Annotated in this window: 23 protein-coding genes; 11 read left to right on the forward strand and 12 right to left on the reverse strand. The window is 73.2% G+C overall.

The genetic code is table 11. The features are described from left to right. Positions 1–222 precede the first annotated feature (222 nt). The 5 genes from CCN29_RS24060 to CCN29_RS24080 all read right to left on the reverse strand — a co-directional run bounded on the left by CCN29_RS24060 (position 223) and on the right by CCN29_RS24080 (position 5,174). Positions 223–1,086: a phosphatidylinositol-specific phospholipase C/glycerophosphodiester phosphodiesterase family protein gene (locus CCN29_RS24060; RefSeq protein ID WP_086684427.1), complete on the reverse strand. Its 864-nt coding sequence runs from the start codon at positions 1,084–1,086 to the stop codon at positions 223–225. A gap of 180 nt (positions 1,087–1,266) precedes the next feature. Beyond that, the gene (locus CCN29_RS24065; protein WP_086684431.1) at positions 1,267–2,343 is read right to left on the reverse strand and encodes an acyl-CoA dehydrogenase family protein; all 1,077 of its coding nucleotides are present in this window, start codon (positions 2,341–2,343) and stop codon (positions 1,267–1,269) included. Continuing rightward, on the reverse strand, positions 2,340–3,521 hold the full coding sequence (locus CCN29_RS24070) for an acyl-CoA dehydrogenase family protein (RefSeq protein WP_031016431.1): 1,182 nt from the start codon (positions 3,519–3,521) through the stop codon (positions 2,340–2,342). The genes CCN29_RS24065 and CCN29_RS24070 overlap by 4 nt, the downstream gene beginning before the upstream one ends. Beyond that, positions 3,518–4,495 (reverse strand): NADPH:quinone oxidoreductase family protein, encoded by a 978-nt coding sequence (locus tag CCN29_RS24075; RefSeq protein WP_086684434.1) that lies wholly within the window; start codon positions 4,493–4,495, stop codon positions 3,518–3,520. Before CCN29_RS24075 ends, CCN29_RS24070 begins: the two co-directional genes overlap by 4 nt. A gap of 106 nt (positions 4,496–4,601) precedes the next feature. After that, positions 4,602–5,174 (reverse strand): helix-turn-helix domain-containing protein, encoded by a 573-nt coding sequence (locus tag CCN29_RS24080; RefSeq protein ID WP_031016430.1) that lies wholly within the window; start codon positions 5,172–5,174, stop codon positions 4,602–4,604. Positions 5,175–5,252: 78 nt separating this feature from the next. On the opposite strand from CCN29_RS24080, the gene CCN29_RS24085 reads away from it, so the two are divergent. The 5 genes from CCN29_RS24085 (at position 5,253) to CCN29_RS24105 (ending at position 10,257) form a co-directional block, all read left to right on the forward strand. Continuing rightward, a complete protein-coding gene (locus CCN29_RS24085) occupies positions 5,253–6,200 on the forward strand; it encodes an NAD(P)/FAD-dependent oxidoreductase (RefSeq protein WP_031059622.1) in 948 nt (315 codons plus the stop codon). A gap of 332 nt (positions 6,201–6,532) precedes the next feature. Further along, the gene (locus tag CCN29_RS24090; protein WP_006135189.1) at positions 6,533–8,071 is read left to right on the forward strand and encodes an ATP-dependent DNA ligase; all 1,539 of its coding nucleotides are present in this window, start codon (positions 6,533–6,535) and stop codon (positions 8,069–8,071) included. Then, the gene (locus tag CCN29_RS24095) at positions 8,068–8,532 is read left to right on the forward strand and encodes an NUDIX hydrolase (protein ID WP_086684437.1); all 465 of its coding nucleotides are present in this window, start codon (positions 8,068–8,070) and stop codon (positions 8,530–8,532) included. The genes CCN29_RS24090 and CCN29_RS24095 overlap by 4 nt, the downstream gene beginning before the upstream one ends. A gap of 77 nt (positions 8,533–8,609) precedes the next feature. Next, positions 8,610–9,995, forward strand: coding sequence for an NADP-dependent succinic semialdehyde dehydrogenase (locus CCN29_RS24100; RefSeq protein ID WP_006135191.1), 1,386 nt, complete (start codon positions 8,610–8,612; stop codon positions 9,993–9,995). Between the two features lie 25 nt (positions 9,996–10,020). Further along, complete coding sequence (locus tag CCN29_RS24105) at positions 10,021–10,257, forward strand: DUF6213 family protein (RefSeq protein WP_006135192.1); 237 nt, start codon at positions 10,021–10,023, stop codon at positions 10,255–10,257. A 4-nt stretch (positions 10,258–10,261) separates the two neighbouring features. On the opposite strand, the gene CCN29_RS24110 is transcribed toward CCN29_RS24105, so the two are convergent. Together CCN29_RS24110 and CCN29_RS24115 are read right to left on the reverse strand one after the other, a co-directional pair. Beyond that, positions 10,262–10,924 (reverse strand): thiaminase II/PqqC family protein, encoded by a 663-nt coding sequence (locus CCN29_RS24110; protein WP_086684443.1) that lies wholly within the window; start codon positions 10,922–10,924, stop codon positions 10,262–10,264. A 90-nt stretch (positions 10,925–11,014) separates the two neighbouring features. After that, a complete protein-coding gene (locus CCN29_RS24115) occupies positions 11,015–12,241 on the reverse strand; it encodes an acyl-CoA dehydrogenase family protein (RefSeq protein WP_006135196.1) in 1,227 nt (408 codons plus the stop codon). A gap of 170 nt (positions 12,242–12,411) precedes the next feature. On the opposite strand from CCN29_RS24115, the gene CCN29_RS24120 reads away from it, so the two are divergent. Beyond that, positions 12,412–13,053, forward strand: coding sequence for a TetR/AcrR family transcriptional regulator (locus tag CCN29_RS24120; RefSeq protein ID WP_006135197.1), 642 nt, complete (start codon positions 12,412–12,414; stop codon positions 13,051–13,053). Between the two features lie 20 nt (positions 13,054–13,073). On the opposite strand, the gene def is transcribed toward CCN29_RS24120, so the two are convergent. Continuing rightward, positions 13,074–13,619 (reverse strand): peptide deformylase, encoded by a 546-nt coding sequence (def, locus tag CCN29_RS24125; protein WP_086684440.1) that lies wholly within the window; start codon positions 13,617–13,619, stop codon positions 13,074–13,076. Positions 13,620–13,765: 146 nt separating this feature from the next. Between def and CCN29_RS24130 the strand changes: the two genes are divergently transcribed. The 5 genes from CCN29_RS24130 (at position 13,766) to CCN29_RS24150 (ending at position 18,355) form a co-directional block, all read left to right on the forward strand. Then, a complete protein-coding gene (locus CCN29_RS24130) occupies positions 13,766–15,004 on the forward strand; it encodes a Mur ligase family protein (protein ID WP_006135200.1) in 1,239 nt (412 codons plus the stop codon). A gap of 25 nt (positions 15,005–15,029) precedes the next feature. Continuing rightward, positions 15,030–15,758 carry a type 1 glutamine amidotransferase gene (locus CCN29_RS24135; RefSeq protein ID WP_006135201.1) on the forward strand — a complete coding sequence of 243 codons (729 nt, stop codon included), beginning with the start codon at positions 15,030–15,032 and terminating at the stop codon, positions 15,756–15,758. A 201-nt stretch (positions 15,759–15,959) separates the two neighbouring features. Continuing rightward, positions 15,960–16,985: a 6-phosphofructokinase gene (locus CCN29_RS24140; RefSeq protein WP_006135202.1), complete on the forward strand. Its 1,026-nt coding sequence runs from the start codon at positions 15,960–15,962 to the stop codon at positions 16,983–16,985. 128 nt (positions 16,986–17,113) lie between these two features. Continuing rightward, entirely contained in the window at positions 17,114–18,070 is a 957-nt protein-coding gene (locus CCN29_RS24145; RefSeq protein ID WP_006135203.1) for a cytochrome c oxidase assembly protein, read from the forward strand. Between the two features lie 108 nt (positions 18,071–18,178). Beyond that, a complete protein-coding gene (locus CCN29_RS24150; RefSeq protein ID WP_031016421.1) occupies positions 18,179–18,355 on the forward strand; it encodes a hypothetical protein in 177 nt (58 codons plus the stop codon). A gap of 20 nt (positions 18,356–18,375) precedes the next feature. On the opposite strand, the gene CCN29_RS24155 is transcribed toward CCN29_RS24150, so the two are convergent. From CCN29_RS24155 to CCN29_RS24170, 4 genes are all read right to left on the reverse strand, one after another. After that, positions 18,376–19,581: a sensor histidine kinase gene (locus tag CCN29_RS24155; protein ID WP_006135205.1), complete on the reverse strand. Its 1,206-nt coding sequence runs from the start codon at positions 19,579–19,581 to the stop codon at positions 18,376–18,378. Then, entirely contained in the window at positions 19,578–21,290 is a 1,713-nt protein-coding gene (locus tag CCN29_RS24160; protein WP_031059631.1) for a sodium/solute symporter, read from the reverse strand. Before CCN29_RS24160 ends, CCN29_RS24155 begins: the two co-directional genes overlap by 4 nt. 21 nt (positions 21,291–21,311) lie before the next feature. Further along, positions 21,312–21,671, reverse strand: coding sequence for a hypothetical protein (locus tag CCN29_RS24165; RefSeq protein ID WP_006135207.1), 360 nt, complete (start codon positions 21,669–21,671; stop codon positions 21,312–21,314). Between the two features lie 17 nt (positions 21,672–21,688). After that, the coding region (locus tag CCN29_RS24170) for a LytR/AlgR family response regulator transcription factor (protein ID WP_143661373.1) at positions 21,689–22,070 on the reverse strand (382 nt) is incomplete at its 5' end.

Raw genomic sequence — 22,070 nt, forward strand, 5'->3', positions numbered from 1 at the left:
GGCCAGGTAGAAGCCGAGCAGCAGACAGACCAGGGCGTGGGAGATCTTCAGCCCGCCGTTGCGCAGGAAGATCACCGCCAGGACCGAGAGCAGCAGCACCACAGAGATGGAAATGGCCATCGTCAACCTCCTCCGCCACACCTGTTTCGCGGCGTTCGGCCGCAAGTGTGGCGTAGCGGAGGGTTCGTCCGGGCGGCTGACCTGTCCGCCGAACGTGTGGTGTCACACCTTCCTGCGGGCGTCGAGGAACGCTTCCAGTCCCGCGAGGTCGTCGGTGTTGAGGTGGTCGACGTCCGCCGCGACCAGTTCCGTCCACAGCGCGTCCCGGGCGGGGCCCGGCACGTCCGGGGTGGCCCAGAACCGCACGCGCTGCCCCCGGGCGTGGGCCGTGTCCACCAGCGTGCGCAGCTTCCGGCGTTCCGCCTCGGGGAACGCGCCGACGCCCTGCCAGGTGAAGTTGAGCGTCCAGTTGTCGCTGATGAGCGGCACGAACGAGGCCGGCGCCGGGCCGCCGAGGTCGGTGAGCCGGCCGTCGTAGAAGGCGTGACGGGTCCGCTGGGCCTCCATGGGCGCGCGGGCGGCGCGGTCGCCGGAGACGACGGCGGTGACGGGTCCGCGGAACACCCTGCCGTGGGCGTACGTCGTGAACAGGCCCTTGTAGCGGCGGAGTCGGCGGTCGAGTTCCGCGTAGGTGGACGCGCCCTCCGTCTTCAGGTCGATCAGCAGCTGGAGCGAGCCGCGGTCGCCGCGGTACACCGTGCCGCGGTGGGCGCGGACGCGGGCGGCGAGCGGGTCCAGGTACAGCGACTCCAGGGTGCGGGCGGGGTTGAGGTCCTCGGGGTCGTGGGCGACCAGCAGGCGTCCGCCGACGAGGTGGACGTCCGCCTCGACGCTGCCGAAGCGGTGGTCGAGGGCGTCGTACAGCGGGCGGGGGTGCTCGTAGTCGTTGTGCGCGTGGGCGCGCCACAACGGGCGCGGGCGGTGCGGGCGTTGGCCGGCGAGGGCCTGGGCCGCGGGGAGGGCGACCGGGCTCGCGAGGGCGACGCCGAGGGCGGTGAGGGCTCTGCGACGGGTGGTGAGGGCCATGCTCTGCCTCCCTGAGGTGCCGTACGGGGTCCCAGCGAGTATGGGGTCCCGTGACGGTCAAGGAGCAGGGACGTGCGAGGAGTTGGCCGGTTCGCCGTCGCCCGTTCATCCGTGCGCCGCACCCGGACGCCGGCGGCCCGTCCCCTCGTACGAGAGGACGGGCCGCCGGCGGGAAACCCGTCAGGGCGCGCGCAGGTCCACCAGGTCCGCCAGTGCCTCCCGGTGGGCGCCCGTCGTGCCGTAGGCGATCGAGTCGGCCTTGGCGCGCTTCAGGCGCAGGTGCACCGGGTGTTCCCAGGTCATGCCGAGGCCGCCGTGCAGTTGCAGGGCCTCCTCGGCGGCGCGGACGGCGACGGGCGCGGCGTAGGCCTGGGCCACGGTGACCGACACGTCCGTGTCCTCGCCGGTCGCGAGGGCGTCGGCGGCGGCCCGCGCGGCGGCGCGCAGGTTGACGACCTCCAGCCACAGCTGGGCGAGCCGGTGCTTGAGCGCCTGGAAGCCGCCGACGGGGCGGTTGAACTGCTTGCGGTCCTTCAGGTACCGCACGGTTTCGGTCAACGCCCATTCGGCGACGCCGAGTTGTTCCGAGGCGAGCAGTCCCGCTCCGGCGCGCAGGGCGCGTCGTACGGCGGGCTCCGCGTCGCCGACGCGGCGGCCCTGGGCGGCGTCGAGGGTGACGCGGGCGAGGGGGCGGGTGAGGTCGAGGGACGTCTGCGGGGTGACGGTGACCGCGTCGGCCGTCACCGCGTACAGCCCGCCGTCGTCCGCCGGCACCAGCAGGACGTCGGCGACGGCGGCGTCCGCGATGCCCGTCAGCTCGCCGTGCAGGGCGCCGCCGTCCGCGCGGACGGCGGCGAACGCGGCGCCGGGGGCGGTGTGCAGACCGACGGCGAGCGCGCCGATCACGCGTCCGGACGCCAGGCCGTCGAGCAGGTCACCGCCCTCGGCGCAGGCCAGCAGCGCCTCGGTGGCCACCACGGCGCTGGTCAGATACGGCACGGGCGCGACCGCGCGCCCCAGTTCCTCCAGGACGACGGCGGCTTCGCGGTGCGTCGCGCCCTGTCCGCCCCGGTCCTCGGGGACCAGCAGCCCGGCGAGGCCCATGCCGTCGGCGAGGGTCTTCCACAGGGCCGGGTCGTGCGGGGCGTCCGACTCGGCGCGGGCGAGCACGGACGTCGTGTCGCAGTGGTCGGTGAGCAGGTCCCGGACGGCGGCGCGCAGCGCCTCTTCCTCCTCCGAGTACAACAGATCGCTCATCGGGCGAGGTCCTTCCAGGCGACGTCCTTGTCGGTGCGCGGCTCGACGGGCAGGCCCAGGACGCGCTCGGCGACGATGTTCAGCAGGACCTCGCTGGTCCCGCCCTCGATGCTGTTGCCCTTGGAGCGCAGGTAGCGGTAGCCGGCGTCGCGGCCGGTGAAGTCGACCAGTTCGGGGCGGCGCATGGTCCAGTCGTCGTACAACAGCCCTTCCTCGCCGCGCAGTTCCACCTCCAGGCCGCTGATCTCCTGGTTGAGGCGGGCGAAGGCGAGCTTCATGCCGGCGCCCTCGGGGCCGGGCTGTCCGGCGACGAGCTGCTGGCGCAGGCGTTCGCCGGTGAGCCGGGCGACCTCCGCGTCGACCCAGAGCTTCAGCAGCCGCTGGTGCAGGTCGTGGGTGCGCAGCTCGGGGCGTTCGCGCCAGGTCTTCGCGACCGGGCCGATCATGCCGCCCTCGCGGGGCAGCCGCATGCCGCCGATGGCGACGCGCTCGTTGTTCAGGGTGGTCTGGGCGACCCGCCAGCCGTCGCCGGTCCCGCCGAGGCGGTGGGCGTCGGGGATGCGGACGTCGGTGAGGAACACCTCGTTGAACTCGGCCTCGCCGGTGATCTGCCGCAGCGGCCGCACCTCGACGCCGGGGTCGGTCATGTCGCACACGAAGTAGGTGATGCCGCGGTGCTTGGGCACGTCCGGGTCGGTGCGCGCGATGAGGATGGCCCAGCGGGCGAGATGGGCGCTGGAGGTCCACACCTTCTGCCCGTTGACCGTCCACGTGTCGCCCTCGCGGACGGCGCGCGTGCCCAGCGCGGCCAGGTCGGAGCCGGCGCCGGGTTCGCTGAACAGCTGGCACCAGACCTCCTCCCCGGTCCACAGCGGCCGCAGGAAGCGCGTCTTCTGCTCGTCCGTGCCGTACTGGAGGATCGTCGGGGCGGCCATGCCGAGGCCGATGCCGATGCGGCGCGGGTCGTTGTCGGGGGCTCCGGCGGCCTCCAGTTCGGCGTCCACGACGGCTTGGAGGGAGCGCGGCAGGCCGAGTCCGCCGAGCCCTTCGGGGAAGTGCACCCAGGCGAGTCCGGCGTCGAAGCGGGCGCGCAGGAAGTCCAGGCGGTCCGTCTCCGCCGGCGGGTGCGCGGCGAGCAACTCCTGGGTGCGACGGCGCAGTTCGTCGGCGTCGGTCATGCGGCGGCTCCGTTCTCCGCGGCGGGCACGACGGCGACCCGGCCGGTGGTGACGCCGTCGGCGACGCGCTGCACGGCGTCGGCGGCCCCGGCCAGCGGTACGCGCTCGCTCACCAGCGGCTTGATCGCGCCCCGGGCGGCGAGTCCGGTGAGCTGTTCGTGGCAGTGCTGGACCAGCTTGGGGTTCTTCGTGTTGTACAGGCCCCAGTGCAGGCCGAGGATCGCGTAGTTCTTGATCAGGGCGTGGTTGAGGGCGGGGCTCGGGATGGCGCCGCTCGCGAAGCCGACGACCACGATGCGGCCCTCGAAGGCGACGGTCTTGGCGGACTGGGTGTACGCCTCGCCGCCGACGGGGTCGAAGACGACGTCCGCGCCGCGCCCGCCGGTGGCCTCCTTGACCGCGGCGACGACGTCCTGTTCACGCCGGTCGACCACCACGTCGCAGCCCAGTTCGCGGGCCGCGGCAGCCTTGTCGGCGCCGCCCGCCACGCCGATGACGGTGGCGCCGGCCGCCTTGCCGAGCTGCACGGCGGCGCTGCCCACCCCGCCCGCGGCGGCGTGCACGAGCAGCGTCTCGCCGGCCTCCAGGCGGGCCCGCCGGTGCAGGGCGAACCAGCCGGTCTGGTAGCCGATGTGCAGGGCGGCGGCCTCGGCGTCGTCCAGCGCGTCGGGCGCGGGCAGCAGCGCGGCGGCGTCCGCGACGGCGTACTCGGCGAAACCGCCGTGGGGCAGCGCGGGGTTGGCGATCACGCGGCGGCCGTCCTCGGTCTCGCCGCAGATCTCCACGCCCGGCGTGAACGGCAGCGGCGGCCTGACCTGGTACTGGCCCCGGCACATCAGGGCGTCCGGGAAGTTGATGTTGGCGGCGCGCACCCGGAGCAGCACCTGCCCCTCGCCGGGCGTCGGCCGTTCGACGTGGGCGAGGCGCATCACCTCGCCCGGCTCGCCGAGTTCGTGCACTTGCCATGCCTGCATGCGGGGCCTCCACGGGACGGTGAACGTCGTCTTCGCTGACCGGGTCCCCGCATACTAAGCGGTCGCTTGCCTCAAGGGAACCGTCCCGCCGCCGCCGGACCGCGCCTCACCCCTTCTTCGGCCGCGCCCGCACGTGCATCCGCTCCCCCTGCGGACCGAAGAGGCTGAGGAACTCCACCGGCCCCTCCCCCGTCGACCCGAACCAGTGCGGCACGCGCGTGTCGAACTCGGCCGCCTCCCCCGCCGTCAGCACCACGTCGTGGTCGCCCAGCACCAGCCGCAGCTTCCCGGACAGGATGTACAGCCACTCGTAGCCCTCGTGGGTGCGCGGGTCGGGCTCCAGTTTCCGTTTCGGTTCGAGCACCTTGTACGCCTGGAGCCCGCCGGGCTGCCGGGTGAGCGGCCAGTGGGTGCGCCCGCCGCGCTCGATCGGCCGGGCGCGCACCCGCGGATCGCCCACCGGGGGCGCGCCGACCAGCTCGTCCAGGGACACCTGGTGGGCCTGCGCGATGGGCAGCAGCAGGTCCAGGCCCGGTTTGCGCTGCCCGGACTCCAGCCGGGACAGGGTGGACACGGAGATGCCGGTCGCCTCCGCCAGCGCCGCGAGCGTCACCTCCCGGTCCTTCCGGATCCGGCGCAGCCGGGGGCCCACTTCCGCTAGAACGTCGTCCGTCACCATGCGGACATTGCAGGTTCGGCAAACTTGTTTGTCAATCTGCGGGGTCCGGAGCGACCGTCGGTCGTGGAGGTGGTCACGATGACCGAGCAGGACCGTACGGACAGCCGCTACGACGTGGTCGTGGTGGGCGGTGGAGCGGCGGGGCTGTCCGCCGCGCTGGTGCTGGGGCGGGCCCGGCACCGCACGCTGGTGGTCGACGCGGGCGAGCCGCGCAACGCGCCCTCGGCGCACATGCAGGGCTATCTGAGCCGGGACGGGATGCCGCCGGCCGAGTTCCTGGCGCTCGGCCGGGAGGAGATCGCGGCCTACGGCGTGGAGCTGGTCCGGGACCGGGTGGTGGACGTGGCCCGGGGCGAGGACTTCACGGTGGCGCTGGAACGGGGCGGCCGGGTGCGCGCACGGCGGATCGTCGTGGCGACCGGGCTGAAGGACGAGATGCCGGGCGTCCCCGGGGTCGCGGAGCGGTTCGGGCGGGACGTGCTGCACTGCCCGTTCTGCCACGGCTGGGAGGTGCGCGACGAGCCCTTCGGGGTGCTGGCGTCGAGCGCGGCGGGCGTGCACCAGGCGCTGATGGTGTCCCGCTGGTCGAAGGACGTCACGTTCTTCCTGCACCGGGTCGCCGAGGAGGAGCTGTCCGACCTGGACCTGCGCCGGCTGGCGGCGGCCGGGGTGGACGTGGTGCCGGGCGAGGTCGCCGGCCTGGTGGTCGAGGACGACCGGCTCACCGGGGTGCGCATGGCCGACGGCACCGTGCACCCGCGGTCGGTGCTGTTCGTCGCCCCGCGTCCGGTGCCGCAGACGGGGCTGCTGGAGGGGCTGGGCGCGGAGATGAACGAGACGCCGTTCGGGACCTACCCGGTGGTCGACCCGACCGGGCTGACCAGCGTCCCGGGCGTGTGGGCGGCGGGCAACGCGATCGGGTTCGCCGAGCAGGTGGTGCACGCGGCGAGCGGCGGCTACCGCGCGGCGTCGGCGATCGTCGGCGACCTGCGGATGACGGACCTGGACGCGACCCTCGACGCTTGACCGCCCGGTCCGGGGGCAGCGCCGGTTCCGGAGGCGCCGCCCGGCACGGGGGCACCGCCCGGCACGGGGGCACCGCCCGCACCGAAGGCAGCACCCGGTTCCGGCACCGCCGGGCCCGGAGGCACCGGCCGATCTCGAGGCACCGCCCGACCCGGGGGGGGAGCACCCGGTCCGGCGGCACCGCCCCCCTCACAGGCACCGCCTCCGCGGGCACCGCCCCTCTCACAGGCACCGCCTCTCCGCAGGCACCCCCCCCCACAGCCACCGCCGGTTCCCGAAGCGCCGGCTCCTCCGGAGGTGTGAAACGCGCACCCCCGTAGCACCATGACTGCATGTTGCTGTCCCGGCTCGCCCAGGTGTCGCAGGAGGTGGCCGCCACCTCGGCGCGGTCGCGGAAGACCGCGCTGCTCGCCGAGTTGTTCCGGGAAGCCGGGCCGGACGACGTCCCGGTGGTCATCCCGTATCTGGCGGGCCGGCTGCCGCAGGGGCGGATCGGGGTCGGCTGGAAGGTGCTGGGCCATCCGGTGCCGCCCGCCGCCGAGCCGTCCCTGACGGTGCGCGAGGTGGACGCGCTGCTCACCCGGCTCGCGAAGGTGTCGGGGCCGGGCTCGCAGGCCGAGCGGGCCCTGCTGGTGGGCGAGCTGCTGGGCGCGTCCACGGAGGCCGAGCAGCGGTTCCTGACGGGTCTGCTGACCGGCGAGGTGCGCCAGGGGGCCCTGGACGCGGTGGCGGTGGAGGGGCTGGCCCAGGCGACCGGCGCGGCGCCGGCGGACGTACGGCGGGCGGTGATGCTCGCCGGGTCGCTCCAGCCGGTCGCCGGGGCGCTGCTGGCGGACGGGCCCGAGGCGCTGGAGCGGTTCCGGCTGACCGTCGGGCGTCCGGTGCAGCCGATGCTGGCGCACAGCGCCTCCTCGGTGGCGGAGGCCGTCGGCAAGCTGGGCGCCTGCGCGGTCGAGGAGAAGCTCGACGGCATCCGGGTGCAGGTGCACCGCGACGGCGACACCGTGCGGGTGCACACCCGCACCCTCGACGACATCACGGACCGGCTGCCCGAGGTGACGACGGCGGCGCGGGAGCTGGCCGGGGAGCGGTTCATCCTGGACGGGGAGGTCATCTCCTTCGACGGCACCGGGCGCCCGCGGTCCTTCCAGGAGACGGCCGGCCGGGTCGGGTCCCGGGTGGACGTGGCGACGGCCGCCCGGGAGACGCCGGTCTCCCCCGTGTTCTTCGACGCGCTGTCGGTGGACGGCCGGGACCTGCTGGACCTGCCGTTCACCGAGCGCCATGCCGAGCTGGCCCGGCTGGTGCCGGAGCCGATGCGGGTGCGGCGCACCGTGGTGGACGGCCCCGACGACGTGGAGGCGGCGGAACGGTTCCTCGCCGACACCCTGGAGCGCGGCCACGAGGGCGTCGTGGTGAAGGGCCTGGATGCTCCGTACAGCGCGGGGCGGCGCGGCGCGTCCTGGCTGAAGGTCAAGCCGGTGCACACGCTGGACCTGGTGGTGCTGGCCGCCGAATGGGGCCACGGCCGGCGCACCGGGAAGCTGTCCAACCTGCATCTGGGCGCCCGCACCGCCGACGGCGGCTTCGCGATGCTCGGCAAGACCTTCAAGGGCCTGACCGACGCGCTGCTGGAGTGGCAGACGAAACGGCTGCGGGAGATCGCGGTCGACGAGAGCGGCTCCACGGTGACCGTGCGCCCCGAACTCGTCGTGGAGATCGCCTACGACGGTCTCCAGCGCTCCAGCCGCTACCCGGCCGGCGTCACGCTGCGCTTCGCCCGGGTGATCCGCTACCGCGAGGACAAGCGCCCGGAGGAGGCGGACACGGTCGAGACCCTGCTCGCCGCCCACCCGGAGGTGCGGCCGTGACGACGGCCCGCAGCGCCGGCCTGCTGCTGTTCCGGCGCACCGGGAAGGACGTGGAGGTGCTGCTCGGCCACATGGGCGGCCCGTTCTTCGCGCGCCGGGACGCCGGGGCGTGGACCGTGGTGAAGGGCGAGTACGACCCCGCCGAGCCCGCCTGGGACGCGGCGCGCCGCGAGTTCGAGGAGGAACTGGGGCTGCCCCCGCCGGACGGGGAGGCGGTGCCGCTCGGGGAGGTCCGCCAGTCGGGCGGCAAGGTGGTCACCGCGTGGGCGGTGGAGGCCGACCTGGACCCGGCGTCGGCCGTGCCCGGCACGTTCACCATGGAGTGGCCGCCCAGGTCGGGACGGACGCAGGAGTTCCCGGAGCTGGACCGGGTCGCCTGGTTCCCGCTCGACCGGGCGCGTGAGCTGATCGTGTCGGCACAGACCGCGTTTCTGGACCGCCTGGCGGAGCACTCGGTCTGAGAGGCCCTCCCGCGTTGCGCGGCCCATCGGCGCGCGGGAAGGTCGTCAGAGCGCAGCCCGTCCCATGGAGGCCAGTGATGCACATCGCCACGGTGAATCCGGCGAACGGCGAGACCGTCAAGACGTACCACCCCATGGACGAGGACGAGCTGGAACGCCGGCTCCAGCTCGCGGAGGCCACCTTCCGCACGTATCGGACGACGACCTTCGAGGAGCGGTCCCGTCTGCTGCACCATGCCGCCGAGATCCTCGACGAGGACCAGGACGCCGTCGGCAAGGTGATCACCACGGAGATGGGCAAGCCGATCACGCAGGCCCGCGCGGAGGCGGCGAAGTGCGCCAAGGCGATGCACTGGTACGCCGACCACGCGGCGGAGCTGCTGGCCGACGAGGAGCCCGACGCGTCCGACGTGAAGGACTCCGGCGCCTCCCGGGTGCTGGTGCGCTACCGGCCGCTGGGCCCGGTGCTCGCGGTGATGCCGTGGAACTTCCCGCTCTGGCAGGTGATCCGGTTCGCGGCGCCCGCGCTGATGGCGGGCAACGTCGGGCTGCTCAAGCACGCGTCGAACGTGCCGCAGACCGCCCTGTACCTGGAGGACCTGTTCCACCGCGCGGGCTTCACCGAGGGCTGCTTCCAGACCCTGCTGATCGGTTCCGCCGCCGTCGACGACCTGCTGCACGACGAGCGGATCAAGGCGGCCACCCTCACCGGCAGCGAGCCGGCCGGCCGGGCGGTCGCCTCGACCTGCGGCGAGATGATCAAGAAGACGGTGCTGGAGCTGGGCGGCAGCGACCCGTTCGTGGTGATGCCCTCCGCCGACCTGGACCGGGCCGCCGAGGTCGCGGTGACCGCCCGGGCGCAGAACGCGGGCCAGTCCTGCATCGCCGCCAAGCGGTTCATCGTGCACACGGACGTCTACGACGCCTTCACCGAGCGCTTCGTCGCCGGCATGAAGGCGCTGAAGGTCGGCGACCCGATGGAGGAGGAGACCGACGTCGGCCCGCTCTCCAGCGAACAGGGCCGCAAGGACCTCGAGGAGCTGGTCGACGACGCGGTGCGGGCCGGCGCCACGGTGCTGTGCGGTGGCGAACGCCCCGACGGGCCGGGCTGGTTCTACCCGCCGACCGTGCTGGCCGGGATCGACCGGGAGATGCGCATCCACCGCGAGGAGGCCTTCGGCCCGGTCGCCACGCTGTACCGCGTGGACGATCTGGACGAAGCGGTGCTCATCGCCAACGACACGCCGTTCGGGCTGAGTTCGAACGTGTGGACACGTGACGAGGCCGAGATCGACCGGTTCGTACGGGATCTCGAGGCGGGCGGTGTGTACCTCAACGGCATGACGGCGTCCCATCCGGCGTTCCCGTTCGGCGGGGTGAAGCGGTCGGGCTACGGGCGTGAGCTGTCCGGGCACGGAATCCGCGAGTTCTGCAACATCACCACGGTTTGGCACGGCGCGTGACGCCCGCACGGCTACGATCCCGACTGTGAACCGCGAAGTGACACTGCCTCTGATCGTCGACGACCGCGGCACCCTTCAGGTGGCGGCCGCCGACGTCAGCAAGCTGCTGCGCACGGTGGGCGGCCGGTGGGTCCGGCTCGTCGAGGCCGGCGAGGGCGGGCTCGACGAGGACACGGTCGCGGCGCTGACGATCGAACTCGCGAAGCTCGCCGACCGTATCGACGTGGCGTGCATCGCCCACAGCAGCGGCACCACCCCGTAGCGGGTCAGGCCGGCCGCTCCAGGGTCCGCCAGAACAGCGCCTCGTAGCTCTGGAGCAGGTGTCCGTGGTCGCGGGCGCGGCTCTCGTCCAGACGGCCGGCGTCCAGGGCCGCCTGCACGGCACGCTCGGCGGTACGGTCCAGGTCCGGGGCCGGTTCGGCGAAGAAGTCGAAGAAGGCGCAGGCCTCGTCGTCGAAGCCGTAGTGGGTGCGCAGGGCCCCGGCGATGGTGGCACAGTAGCCGCCCCAGGCCGAGAAGTTGGCGGCGACGGCCAGCACGGCGTCGGCCGGGGCGGCGTTGAGGGCCAGCCAGGCGACGTAGGCGGGGTAGGCCTGGCAGCCGGGGAGCGGGGTGTACGCGGCGGCGCGGGTCTCGTCGACGCCGCAGGCCGCGGCGAAGGCGGGCAGCCGCCGCTGGGCGATCGCCTCGCCGTCGGCCAGGGCGGTGAAGTAGGCGTCGGCCTCCGGTTCGGCCGAGGACCGCACGGCCAGGTGGAGGAAGGCGCGGCGGTCGGCGGGGATCACCCGCATCTGCTCCAGGACCAGGGCGGCGAGGACCTCCCGGTCCGCCCGGCCGGCGGCGATCAACGGGACCAAGGGGTTGGAGCGCGGGTCGGGGGCGAGCTCCGCGGTGATCGTCTTCAGCAGGTCACGGGCCGTACGTGTCATCGCGTCCTCCGAGGCGTCGGTCACCCCGAGGTTGGCCCGTCGGCCGTGCGGGGGCAACCCGGCGGAACGGGCCGCCCCCGCACGGATGGTTCAGCGGATGGGCATGCCCGAGAGGGTGCGGGCGATGACCAGGCGCTGGATCTCGCTGGTGCCCTCGAAGATGGTGTAGATCGCGGCGTCGCGGTGCATGCGCTCCACCGGGTACTCGCGGGTGTAGCCGTTGCCGCCGAGGATCTGGATGGCCTGGCCGGTGACCTTCTTGGCGGTCTCGCTGGCGAACAGCTTGGACATCGAGCCCTCGGCCGCGGTGAACGGCTTGCCGTTGACCGCCATCCAGGAGGCGCGCCACACCAGCAGGCGGGCGGCGTCGATCTGGGTGCGCATGTCGGCGAGCTGGAAGGCGACGCCCTGGTTGTCGATGATCGGGCGGCCGAACTGCTCACGCGTCTTGGCGTAGTCGAGCGCGACCTCGTAGGCGGCGCGGGCGGTGCCCACGGCCATGGCGCCGACGGCGGGGCGGGACGCCTCGAAGGTGGCCATGGCGGCGTTCTTCACGCGCTCGCCGCCCGCCTTGGCCCGCTCGCGGGCGCGGGCGAGGCGCTCGTCCAGCTTCTCCTTGCCGCCGAGCAGGCAGGAGCCGGGGACGCGCACGTCGTCGAGGACGACCTCGGCGGTGTGCGAGGCGCGGATGCCGTGCTTCTGGAACTTCTGGCCCTGGGACAGGCCCGGGGTGTTCGGCGGGACGATGAAGGACGCGTGGCCCTTGGAGCCGAGCTCGGGGTCGACGACCGCGACCACGACGTGGACGTTGGCGATGCCGCCGTTGGTCGCCCAGGTCTTGGTGCCGTTGAGGACCCACTCGTCCTTGGCCTCGTCGTAGACGGCGCGGGTGCGCATCGAGGCGACGTCGGAGCCGGCGTCGGGCTCGGAGGAGCAGAAGGCGGCGACCTTCACGTCGTTCACGTCGCCGTACATCTGGGGGATCCAGGTGCCGATCTGCTCCTCGGTGCCGTTGGCGAGGACGCCGACGGCGGCGAGGCCGGTACCGACGATGGACAGCGCGATGCCCGCGTCGCCCCAGAACAGCTCCTCCATGGCCATGGGGATGCCGAGACCGGTGGGGTCGAAGTACTGCTGGGCGTAGAAGTCCAGGGAGTAGATGCCGACCTTGGCCGCCTCCTGGATGACCGGCCAGGGAGTCTCCTCACGCTCGTCCCATTCGGCGGCGGCGGGGCGGATGACGTCGGCGGCGAAGCCGTGCAGCCAGTCCCGCACCTCCTTCTGTTCGTCGTTGAGCTCCATGGTGAACTCGGCCATGACCCCTCCAGCGCGGCACACGTGCATGTTACTTGCGGTAACCACAGTCTGTTACCGGCAAGTAGGAAAAGTCAACTCCCCAGGCAGGTCGGCATCCCGTTCGATGGGGGCGTCGTGATCAGTGTTAGTTTGCGCAGGCGTCACCGATTCAGCACGGGTGGGGAGAGCTCATGGACACCACACAGCGGACCGAGCAGCAGCGGTCCGCCGACCGACGCCGGCGCGAGCTGCTGGAGGCCGCCGACCGAGTGGTGCTGCGCGACGGTCCCGGAGCCTCGATGAACGCCATCGCCGCGGAGGCCGGCATCACCAAGCCCATCCTCTACCGGCACTTCGGCGACAAGGGAGGACTCTACGCCGCCCTCGCCAAGCGCCACACCGACGCCCTGCTGGACTCGCTGCGGGCCGCGCTGGACGCCCCCGCGGAGCGGCGGGAGCGGGTCGAGGCCACGCTGGACACCTACCTCGCGGCGATCGAGGCGCGGCCCCAGGTCTACCGCTTCCTGATGCATCCGGCGGAGGGCTCGCCGGGCGACCAGGGCTTCGACGTGGGCAAGCACTCGGCGCCGCTGCTGCGCCGGATGGGCGAGGAGCTGGCCCAGGTGATCGAGGAGCGCCTCGACCTCGGCCCCGGCAGCCAGCAGCTGGCCCGGGTCTGGGGCCACGGCATCGTCGGCATGATGCACGCCGCCGGCGACTGGTGGCTGGGCGAACGCCCCTGCTCCCGCGCCGAGCTGGTCCGGGGCCTGGCCGACCTGCTGTGGGGCCGGCTGGCCGCGGCCGGCGACAAGGTGGGCGGCCCGGGCTTCTGACCCCGGGCCGGGACCGGCGCTCAGGCGGGGCGGTGCCAGGAGGCGCGCTTGACCTGGCGCATGAGCTTGCGGTGGCGGCGGCCGGCCAGACGGTCGGCGTAGACCGTGCCCTCCAGATGGTCGCTCTCGTGCTGGAGGCAGCGGGCGAAGAACCCCGTGCCGTGCACGGTGACCGGCTCCCCGGTCACCGTGAAGCCCTCGACCACCGCGTGGTCGTACCGCTCCGTCCCCGCCTCCAGACCCGGCAGCGACAGACAGGCCTCGGGGCCGCGCACCACCACCCCGTCCGTGACCACCGGCCGCGGGTTCACCACGTGCCCGAGGTGCCGTACCTCCTCGTCGTCCGGGCAGTCGAAGACGAACACCCGCAGGGGCACGCCGATCTGGTTGGCGGCCAGGCCCACGCCGTGCGCCGCGTACATCGTCGCGAACAGATCCTCCACAAGATCCGCCAGTTCCGGACCGAAGTCGGTGACCTCCCCGCACGGCGTGTGCAGGACGGGGTCGCCGAGCAGGGTGAGGGGCCGGACGCGTCCGTGGACGCCGGGGAGGGAGCCGTGTCGCATGGCGGCAAGGGTACGGTCCTTGCATCCCCGCCCCGTCCACGGCGGAGCCGCGGTACTGGAGGGTGAATGGATCTCGATAGGCTGAGCCCACACCACGTGGCCGTCAGGCACAGACGCGGCGCGTACGCAAGGAGGATCGAGAACTGATGGCAGGCAACTCGGACCCGCTCACGCCGCGGGCCAAGCTGGCCGTGACCGCCGGCAAGGCGGTCGCAGCGGCATCCCGCGCCGCAGGGCGCGGCAGCGGTTCGGTGATCGGCGGCCGGGTGGCCCTGAAGCTCGACCCCGATCTTCTCGCCCGGCTCGCCCAGCACCTGGACGTGACGCTCGTCTCGGCGACCAACGGCAAGACCACCACCACCCGGCTCATCGCCGAGGCGCTCAAGGCGGCCGGCCCGGTCGTCTCCAACGCGCTCGGCGCCAACATGCCGGCCGGCATCACCTCGGCCCTCGCGGCCGGCGCGGACGCCCGGTACGGCGTCATCGAGGTCGACGAGAAGTACCTCGTCGGCGTCGCCCAGGCCACCGAGCCGAAGTGCATCGCGCTGCTCAACCTCTCCCGCGACCAGCTCGACCGCGCCGCGGAGACCCGCATGCTGGCGGAGGCGTGGCGCGAGGGCCTGGCCGGCTCCAAGGCCGTCGTCGTGGCCAACGCCGACGACCCGCTGGTGGTGTGGGCCGCGTCGTCCTCCCCCAACGTGATCTGGGTGGCGGCCGGCCAGATGTGGAAGGACGACGCCTGGTCCTGCCCGTCCTGCGGCGGTGTGATGCAGCGCCCCGGCGACGACTGGTTCTGCGGCGAGTGCGGCTTCCGCCGCCCCACGCCGAGCTGGGCGCTCTCCGGCGACCACGTGCTCGACCCGCACGGCTCCGCCTGGCCGATCCACCTCCAGCTGCCGGGCCGCGCCAACAAGGCCAACGCCGCGTCCTCCGCCGCCGTCGCCGCTGTCTTCGGGGTGCCGCCGCAGGTGGCCCTGGAGCGCATGTACCAGGTGCAGGCCGTGGCCGGCCGGTACGACGTGGTCCAGTTCGAGGGCCGTGACCTGCGGCTGCTGCTCGCGAAGAACCCCGCGGGCTGGCTGGAGACGTTCTCGCTGATCGACCCGCCGCCCACCCCGGTGATCCTGTCGGTGAACGCGCGCTCAGCCGACGGCACCGACACCTCCTGGCTGTGGGACGTCGACTACACCCGGCTGACCGGCCACCCGATCTGCGTCATCGGCGACCGGAAGCTGGACCTGGCGGTGCGCCTCGAGGTCGCCAACCAGCAGTTCCAGGTGTGCGAGAACCTCGACCAGGCGGTGCAGATGTCGCCGCCGGGCCGGATCGAGGTCATCGCGAACTACACCGCGTTCCAGGACCTGCGCCGCCGCGTCGGCAACTGACCCACGACACCTCAGAGGACTTGAAGTGAGCGACAACCAGCTGCGGGTCGTCTGGATCTACCCGGACCTGCTCAGCACCTACGGCGACCAGGGCAACGTCCTCGTCGTCGAGCGCCGGGCGCGGCAGCGCGGCCTGGACGTGGCGCGGCTCGACGTGCGCAGCGACCAGCCGATCCCGACCTCCGGCGACATCTACCTGATCGGCGGCGGCGAGGACCGCCCGCAGCGGCTGGCCGCCGAGCGGCTGCGCCGTGACGGGGGGCTGCACCGGGCCGTGGAGAACGGCGCGATCGTCTTCTCGGTCTGCGCCGGCTACCAGATCCTCGGCCACGAGTTCATCAACGACCTCGGCCAGCGCGAGCCCGGTCTCGGCCTGCTCGACGTGGTGTCGGTGCGCGGCGAGGGCGCCCGCTGCGTGGGCGACGTCCTCGCGGACATCAACCCGCAGCTGGGCCTGCCCCCGCTGACCGGGTTCGAGAACCACCAGGGCATCACCCATCTGGGCCCCACGGCGCGCCCGTTCGCGCAGGTGCGCTTCGGCAACGGCAACGGCACCGGTGACGGCACCGAGGGTGCGTTCAACGACACCGTGTTCGGCACGTACATGCACGGTCCGGTGCTGGCCCGCAACCCGCAGATCGCGGACCTGCTGCTGAAGCTGGCGCTCGACGTCAACGCGCTGCCGCCGACCGACGACCGCTGGTACGAGGCCCTGCGCAACGAGCGCATCGCCGCCGCCCAGCAGCCCGCGTAGGGCGCCGGAACGCACGCGGCCGAGGAGGCGTCGGAGGGGTCCACGGCGGCCCGTCTGACGCCTCCTCCGCACAGGTGAGCGGCCTCGTCCAGCAGGCGGACGCGGGATGCGGCACCGCCCCCGGGAGCCGCTAGGGTGGCGGGGATCGAGCCGGACAGCGCGGTCCGGTCCCGGCCCACATCGAGAAGGTTGTTTCGGGCTATGCGCATTGGTGTCCTCACGTCCGGCGGCGACTGCCCCGGCCTGAACGCCGTCATCCGGTCCGTCGTGCACCGCGCCGTCGTCGACCACGGCGACGAGGTCATCGGCTTCCGCGACGGCTGGAAGGGCCTCCTGGAGTGCGACTACCTCAAGCTCGACCTCGACGCGGTGAGTGGCATCCTCGCCCGCGGCGGCACCGTCCTCGGCTCCTCCCGGGTGCGTCCCGAGCATTTGCGGGACGGTGTGGAGCGGGCCCGGGGCCATGTCGAGGAGCTGGGTCTCGACGCGATCATCCCCATCGGCGGTGAGGGCACCCTCAAGGCGGCCCGGCTGCTGTCCGACAGCGGGCTGCCGATAGTCGGCGTGCCGAAGACCATCGACAACGACATCGCCGTCACGGACGTCACCTTCGGGTTCGACACGGCCGTCGGCGTGGCCACCGAGGCGCTGGACCGGCTGAAGACCACCGCCGAGTCGCACCAGCGGGTGCTGATCGTGGAGGTCATGGGCCGGCACACCGGCTGGATCGCGCTGCACTCCGGGATGGCGGCCGGCGCGCACGCCATCGTGGTGCCCGAGCGGCCCTTCGACATCGACGAGCTGACCGCGAAGGTCGGCGAGCGGTTCTCGGCCGGGAAGCGGTTCGCCATCGTCGTCGCCGCGGAGGGCGCCAAGCCGAAGCCCGGGACCATGGACTTCGACGAGGGCGGCAAGGACGTCTACGGCCACGAGCGGTTCGCGGGCATCGCCCGTCAGCTCTCCCTGGAACTGGAGGAGCGGCTCGGCAAGGAGGCCCGGCCGGTGATCCTCGGTCACGTCCAGCGCGGCGGCACGCCCACCGCGTACGACCGGGTGCTGGCCACCCGGTTCGGCTGGCACGCGGTGGAGGCCGTGCACCGCGGCGACTTCGGGCAGATGACGGCGCTGCGCGGCACCGACATCGTGATGGTGTCGCTGGCGGAGGCCGTCGAGACGCTGAAGACGGTGCCCGAGGAGCGGTACGCCGAGGCGGAGTGCGTGCTCTGATCGCCCCGCCGCCGCCCCGCGCGTGAGGCCGGCTGCGCAGACCGCCCCCGGTGACGGACGTCGCCGGGGGCGGTTCTAGTCTGGTGCGGACCGATTGCGTACAACCTGGACGAAAATGGAGCCGGCGGATGGATCACAGCGGGCACGGCATGACCATGGATCTGCCGCCGTTCACGCTGGGCCGGGGGCTCGCCTGGTCGGCGGACCCCTTCTTCCTCGTCGCCTGCCTGCTGGCGCTCGCGCTGTACGGCTGGGGCGTGGTCCGGCTGGCCCGGCGCGGTGACGCGTGGCCGGTGGGGCGGACGGTCGCGTTCGTCGCCGGCGTGCTGAGCATCGGGCTCGTGATGTGCACCGCGCTGAACGACTACGGCATGGTGATGTTCAGCGTGCACATGGTGCAGCACATGATCATCAGCATGGTGTCGCCGATCCTGCTGCTGCTCGGAGCGCCGATCACCCTGGCGCTGCGGGCGCTGCCCCCGGCGGCCGTGCGCGGCAGCAAGGGGCCGCGCGAGCTGCTGCTGATGCTGCTGCACAGCCGCTACATGCGGGTCGTCACGCATCCGCTGTTCACCATCCCGATGTTCATCGCGAGCCTGTACGCCCTGTACTTCACCCCGCTGTTCGACTTCCTGATGGGGTCGGCGGTCGGGCACGCGGCGATGATGGTGCACTTCCTCGCCGTCGGCCTGGTGTTCTTCTGGCCGATCATGGGCGTGGACCCGGGTCCGCACCGGCCGGGGCACCTGATGCGGATGCTGGAGCTGTTCGCGGGCATGCCGTTCCACGCGTTCTTCGGCATCGCGCTGATGATGGCCTCCACCCCCATGGTCACCACCTTCCAGGACCCGCCCGCGTCGCTGGGCGTCGACGCCCTGTCCGACCAGAACGCGGCCGGCGGCATCGCCTGGGCGTTCAGCGAGGTCCCGTCGGTGCTGGTGCTGATCGCGCTGCTGTTCCAGTGGTACGCCTCGGACCAGCGGCAGGCCCGCCGCAAGGACCGCGCGGCCGACCGGGACGGCGACAAGGAGCTGGAGGCGTACAACGCCTACCTGGCCTCCCTGAACGCGCGCGGCAGCAGCTAGGCCCCCGTCCGGATCACCCCGGTGTCACCCCGGGTCCCGTCCCGTACCGCTCTGCTCTGCCGGAACCGGGGCACCATGGAGGGAACGGACCTGGAGGAGGGTGTCGCGATGCCCGGTACCACGAACGGTTCCACCTCGACGAAGACCATGGGTGTGCTCACCGTCGGCGGCCTGGTCGCCGTGACGGCGTACACGGTGGCGCTCGGCAGCAACGGCTGGCTGTGGTTCATCTGGGTCGTCCTGGGCCTGCTCACCCTGGGGATGGTGGCCGCCCGCAGCAGCTGACCGGCACGTACGGGGGCGGCTCACCGCGGGGTGAGCCGCCCCGCCAGATGGACGCCCGGCTGGTACTTGGGCAGCCGGACGGTGATCTTCATGCCCGCGCCGGCGGCCGTCTCGATGACCAGCCCGTGGTCGTCCCCGTAGACCTGGCGGAGCCGGTCGTCGACGTTGGACAGGCCGATGCCGCCGGTGGGGCTGACCTCGCGGGCGAGGATGCGGCGCAGCAGGTCCGGGTCCATGCCCGCCCCGTCGTCCTCGATGACCACGAGCGCCTCGGCGCCCGCGTCCTGCGCGGTGATCTGGATGTGGCACTTGTCGGCCTTGCCCTCCAGGCCGTGCTTGACGGCGTTCTCCACCAGCGGCTGGAGGCACAGGAAGGGCAGCGCGACCGGCAGCACCTCGGGGGCGATCTGGAGGGTGACGGAGAGCCGGTCGCCGAAGCGCGCCCGCACCAGCGCCAGGTAGTGGTCGATGGCGTGCAGCTCGTCGGCGAGGGTGGTGAAGTCGCCGTGCCGGCGGAACGAGTAGCGGGTGAAGTCGGCGAACTCCAGCAGCAGCTCCCGGGCGCGCTCGGGGTCGGTGCGCACGAAGGACGCGATCACCGCGAGCGAGTTGAAGATGAAGTGCGGGGAGATCTGGGCGCGCAGGGCGCGGATCTCGGCCTCGATCAGCCGGGTGCGGGACTGGTCCAGGTCGGCGAGCTCCAGCTGGACGGAGACCCAGCGGGCGACCTCCCCGGCGGCCCGCACCAGCACCGCGGACTCGCGGGGCGCGCAGGCGACGAGCGCGCCGTGCACCCGGTCGTCGACGGTGAGCGGGGCGACCACCGCCCAGCGGACGGTGCAGTCGGGGGTGTCGCAGGTCAGCGGGAACGCCTCGCCGCGGCCGGTGTCCAGGGGACCGGTGAGGCGCTCCATGATCTCGGTTCGGTGGTGGGCGCCGACGCCGTCCCAGACGAGGACCTGCTCGCGGTCGGTGAGGCAGAGGGCGTCGGTGCCGAGCAGGGAGCGCAGTTTGCGCGCGGACTTGCGGGCGGTCTCCTCGGTGAGGCCGGCCCGCAGCGGCGGCGTGGCCAGCGAGGCGGTGTGCAGGGTCTCGAAGGTGGCGTGCTCGACGGGGGTGCCGAGCCCGGCGAGGCTGGCGGGCCGTGCCGTGCGCCGGCCCAGCCAGAAGCCCGCGGCCAGGAGGGGCAGCACGGCGACGAGCAGACCGGCGAGGAAACCGCTCATGCGGACACCTCCGTACGCAGCTCTTCCGGCAGGTGGAAGCGGGCCAGGACGCCGGCCGTGCCGGGCGGCACCCGGCCGGGCGTGGCGAGCGAGACCAGCACCATGGTGAGGAAGCCGAGCGGCACCGACCAGAGGGCGGGCCAGGCGAGCAGCGCGTGCCAGGGCCCGGCGCCCGGGTAGCCGGCCATGGTGGCGGTCACGGCGAGGAACGCGGAGCCGCCGCCGATCAGCATCCCGGCGGCCGCGCCGGGCGGGGTGAGCCGCCGCCACCAGATGCCGAGGACCAGCAGCGGGCAGAACGAGGAGGCGGACACGGCGAAGGCGAGTCCCACGGCGTCGGCCACCGGCAGGCCGCCGACGAGGAGGCTCGCGGCCATAGGGACGGCCATCGCGAGCACGGTGCCGAGCCGGAAGTGGCGCACGCCCCGGGAGGGCAGCACGTCCTGCGTGAGCACCCCGGCGACGGCCATGGTGAGTCCGGAAGCGGTGGACAGGAACGCGGCGAACGCTCCCCCGGCGACCAGCGCGCCCAGCAGGTCGCCGCCGGTGCCGCCGATCATGCGGCCGGGCAGCAGCAGGACGGCGGCGTCCGCGTCCCCGGTGAGGGTGAGGTCGGGGGCGTAGAGCCGGCCGAGGGCGCCGTAGACGGGGGGCAGCAGGTAGAAGGCGCCGATCAGGCCGAGGACGGCGACGGTGGTGCGGCGCGCGGCGACGCCGTGCGGGCTGGTGTAGAAGCGCACCACGACGTGCGGCAGGCCCATGGTGCCGAAGAAGGTGGCGAGGATCAGTCCGTACGTGGCGTACAGGGGGCGTTCCGCGCGGCTTTCGGCGCGCGAGGGCGACAGGGCGTCGTCGGCGCCGTGCGCGGCGGCGGGCACCTCGGCGCCCTCGGCGAAGGTGAGGCGGGTGCCGCCGTCGATGCGGTGCGTGCCCGCGGTCAGGCCGACCTCGGTGCCGGCGTGCTCCCGGCCGTCGACGGTGCCGTCCACGGTGACGGTGAGCGGGGCGGTCAGGCGCAGGTCGACGGTGTCGTCGACGCGCACCACGCGCTGTTCGCGGAACTCGGCGGGCTCGTCGAAGGCGTGGCTGGGGGCGCCGTCGCTCTGCCAGGCGAGCACCAGGAACAGCGCGGGCACCAGCAGGGCGGTCAGCTTCAGCCAGTACTGGAAGGCCTGGACGAAGGTGATGCTGCGCATGCCGCCGGCGGCCACGATCACCGTGACGACGACGGCGACGATCACCGCGCCGAGCCAGTCGGGCGCGCCGGTGAGCACGGTGAGGGTGAGTCCGGCGCCCTGGAGCTGGGGCAGCAGGTAGAGCCAGCCGACGCCGACGACGAGGGCGCCGGCGAGCCGCCGTACGGCGTGCGAGGAGAGCCGGGCCTCGGCGAAGTCGGGCAGCGTGTAGGCGCCGGAGCGGCGCAGGGGTGCGGCGACGAACAGCAGCAGCACCAGGTAGCCGGCGGTGTAGCCGACCGGGTACCAGAGCATGTCGGGGCCCTGGACGAGGACGAGTCCGGCGATGCCGAGGAAGGAGGCGGCGGAGAGGTACTCGCCGCTGACGGCGGCCGCGTTGAGGCGGGGGCCGACGGTGCGGGAGGCGACGTAGAAGTCGGAGGTGGTGCGGGATATGCGCAGGCCGAAGGCGCCGACGAGGACGGTCGCGACGGCGACGAGCGCGACGGCGGTGACGGCGTAGGCGGTGTTCACGGTGGTGCCGGTCCCCTGGTCTCAGCGGTCCTCGACGAGCCGCACGAAGTCGCGTTCGTTGCGTTCGGCGCGGCGGACGTACCAGCGGGCGAGCAGGACCAGCGGGGGGTAGAGACCGAAGCCGAGGACCGCCCACTCCAGCCGGCGGGCGTCCGGGGCGGCGGCGAAGACCAGCGGCAGCGGCCCGATGAGCAGGGCAAGGACGGCGAACACGGTGAGTCCGGTGCGCAGCTGGATGCGCATCAGGGAGCGGACGTAGGTGTGGCCGAGGGTGGTCTGCTCGTCGATCTCCGTGCGCGGGCGGTAGTAGCCGGAGGAGCGCCGGGCGCGGCGGGGCGGTCCGGTGACGACGACGCGGCGGTCGGTCGGGTCCTGGGGCATGTGCGGCTCTCCCCCGCCTAGCCGGTGGTCCGGCGCATCAGCAGGTCCCGCAGTTCGCGGGCGTGGCGCCTGCTGACCTGGAGTTCCTCGGAGCCGATCAGGACGCTGACGGTGCCCGCGTCGAGCCGCAGTTCGCCGATGTGGCGCAGGGCGACCAGATGGCGGCGGTGGATGCGGACGAAGCCGCGGGAGCGCCAGCGCTCCTCCAGGGTGGACAGCGGGATGCGCACGAGGTGGCTGCCGCGGTCGGTGTGCAGGCGGGCGTAGTCGCCCTGGGCCTCGACGTGGGTGATGTCGTCGACGGCGACGAAGCGGGTGACGCCGCCCAGTTCGACGGCTATGTGGTCGGGGTCGGGCTCGTGCACGGGGATGCGCGGGGCCTGGCTCTTATACACATAT

Origin of the sequence: Streptomyces pseudogriseolus (genome assembly GCA_002154585.1) — a bacterium.
GTDB classification, from domain to species: domain Bacteria; phylum Actinomycetota; class Actinomycetes; order Streptomycetales; family Streptomycetaceae; genus Streptomyces; species Streptomyces pseudogriseolus.